1 protein-coding gene is annotated in these 3,261 nt (G+C 52.4%); it reads left to right on the top strand.

Going from position 1 to position 3,261, the window contains the following annotated elements:
- Positions 1-171: 171 nt before the first annotated feature.
- The gene (locus ACYVRB_RS14105; protein WP_461216051.1) at positions 172-3,120 is read left to right on the top strand and encodes a MucBP domain-containing protein; all 2,949 of its coding nucleotides are present in this window, start codon (positions 172-174) and stop codon (positions 3,118-3,120) included.
- Positions 3,121-3,261 lie beyond the last annotated feature (141 nt).

The raw sequence follows: 3,261 nt of genomic DNA, 5'->3' as shown, positions 1-3,261 counted from the left end.
CGGTCTGTTCGTGGTGCATCGATCACCAACTTCTCCGCTCAGTCAGTATTCGCAACGCTCCAAACGTTGCTTTCAGACCGGCCAGATGCGATTTCATGTCCCAAATACCGAGGTGAATAATCCAGGTTTAACTATCAGCCACTTGATGAGAATTCGGCAACTACGTTGACGGTGCACTATGTCAACGCAGAGACGGGGGCAACGCTTCAGCCTGATAAAGTAACGAGTGGTAGCCAAGGAGTTGGCTTCACAGAAACGGCACCAGCACTTGATGGCTATACGGTCGTCGGTTCCGCAACTGCCGATGGCAAGTACGCAGGTAGCGCGATGGATCTGACATTTAACTATCAGCCACTTGATGAGAATTCGGCAACTACGTTGACGGTGCACTATGTCAATGCAGAAACTGGGGCAACACTTCAGCCGGATAAAGTAACGAGTGGTAGCCAAGGAGCCGAGTTCACAGAAACGGCACCGGCACTTGATGGCTACACGGTTGTCGGTTCCGCAACTGTCGACGGTAAGTACGCAGGCAGCGCAATGGATCTGACATTTAACTATCAGCCACTTGATGAGAATTCAGCAACTACGTTGACGGTGCACTATGTCAATGCAGAGACGGGAGCAACGCTCCAGCCTGATAAAGTAACGAGTGGTATCGCGGGAGCCGACTTCACGGAAACGGCACCAGCACTTGATGGCTATACGGTCGTTGGTCCCGCAACTGTCGATGGCAAGTACGCAGGCAGCGCGATGGATCTGACGTTTAACTATCAGCCGCTTGATGAGAATTCGGCAACTATGTTGACGGTGCACTATGTCAATGTTTTGACAGGTAAAGCTATTCAGGACGATAAAACAATAACTGGTTCGCAAGGTACTGCCTTTACTGAAACGGCGCCAATAATTGCGGGATACCGGATCCAAGGTGACGCTTCTGTCAAGGGTATGTATCAAGGTAACGTCATGGACTTGACGTTCAGCTACTTGCCAGACGGCACAGTGGTTGATGAAACGACGACGCCAGCAACGTTGACAGTGCACTATATCAATGTTCTGACAGGCAAAGCTATCCAAGATGATAAGACGACAACCAGTGCGCAAGGCACTGCCTTTACCGAAACTGCGCCAGTCATCAAAGGTTACCGAATTCAAGGTGATGCCTCTGCTACGGGGACGTATCAAGGTAATGCTGTAAACCTAACCTTCAGTTACTTGCCAGATGGTACAGTGGTTGATGAAACGACGACGCCGGCAACGTTGACAGTGCACTATATCAACGTGCTGACCGGTGAGACCATTCAAGCAGATAAAGTTGTAACCGGCGCACAAGGTACGGCGTTTACTGAAGCCGCACCGGCAATCGCTGGCTACCGGATCCAAGGCGACGACTCTGCCAAGGGCACATACCAAGGCAACGCCATGGATCTGACATTCAGTTATCTACCAGATGGTAAGAAGGTTGATGAAACTGCGACACCGTCAACGTTGACAGTGCACTACGTCAACTCACTGACTGGCAAAACGATCCAGACGGATAAGGTAACGTCTGGCACACAAGGGACTGCGTTTACCGAAGCAGCACCGGTAATCAAAGGTTATCGGGTCCAAGGTGATGCCACCCAGAGCGGCACGTACCAAGGCAACGCGATGAACCTGACCTTCAGCTACCTGCCAGATGGCACGGTGGTTGATGAAACCGCGACACCAGCAACGCTGACGGTACACTATGTCAACGTTTTGACCGGCGAATCGATTCAAGCAGACAAGGTAGCGACGGGCACACAAGGTATGGCCTTTACTGAAACGGCGCCAGCGATTGCGGGATACCGTATCCAAGGTGGCAATTCTGCCAGGGGCACGTACCGAGGCAACGCCATGGATCTGACATTCAGCTACTTGCCAGACGGCACCACAGTGGTTGATGAAACGACGACGCCGGCAACGTTGACGGTGCACTATGTCAACGCACTGACAGGCGAGACGATCCAGACGGATAAGGTCACATCCGGCACACAAGGGACTGCGTTTACCGAAGCAGCACCGGTAATCAAAGGTTATCGGGTGCAAGGAGATGCCACTCAGAGCGGCACGTACCAAGGTAACGCGATGGACTTGACCTTCAGCTATCTGCCAGATGGTAAGACGGTTGATGAAACCGCGACACCAACAACGCTGACGGTACACTATGTCAACGTTTTGACCGGCGAATCGATTCAAGCAGACAAGGTAGCGACCGGCACTCAAGGTACGGCCTTTACTGAAACGGCACCTGTAGTCGCAGGTTACCGGATCCAAGGTAACGCCACGGAAATCGGCACGTACCAAGGTAATACGATGGATCTGACCTTCAGCTATCTGCCAGATGGCAAGGTAGCTGACGAAACCAGCAACACCAACTTGACGGTTCACTACGTTGACGGTGCCACTGGCAAGGATTTGCAACCGGTAGCGACTAAGACTGGCGAGCGGGGAACTGCCTTCACAGAAGTTGCGCCGGCAATCGCAGGTTATCAGCTTCGAGGCGACAAGACGGTCACCGGTATCTACACTGGCAATTCGATGAGCTTGACGTTCACTTACGACGCCGAAACCGCTCCAGACAATGGCGGTCAGCCAACCACGCCGGATGACGGCGGCCAACCGACAACACCAGACAATGGCGGTCAGCCAACCACGCCGGATAACGGCGGTCAGCCGACAACGCCAGACGGTAATCAACCAGGTCAACCGTCGACGCCGACTGATGGCAGTCAGCCTGGCCAACCAACAACGCCAGGTGGCAACACGACGACAACGCCTCAACAACCTGCATTACCGCAGACTGATGGGAATGGCACCTCGACCTTTGGCAACCCGTCCACGTCTGGTAATGGTGCATCAACCACGACGTCTAACAATGTGTCGGGATCTGGTACTGAGACGACCTCTAGTAACCTGGCCCAGACTGCCACTCAAGCAGGTACGACAAGCCAAGGCCAACTTGGCAATGCAACCAAAGCATCGCAGTTACCAGTAACAGGCGACCAAGATGCTCGCAACTTAAGCGGCTTGGGAGCCATCGCCGTGATGCTGATGAGCTTGCTGGGACTGTCTGGTAAGCGTAAGCACGACAACTAAGCATCAAAAAAAAGGGCTCTGCGTCAACTGGTGTTGAAGAATAAATTTATCTTTTAGGAAAGTCTCCATGATAGGAGGCTTTTTGTTATTTTAGGCAGTTAATTGGTAGATGCGATTGAAGAAATTGGTTTGATTGCGAAA

The sequence above is a fragment of the Lacticaseibacillus boliensis genome, assembly GCF_054784775.1.
The sequence above is the reverse complement of the archived record's forward strand: the minus strand, read 5'-3'. Positions and strand labels throughout refer to the sequence as shown.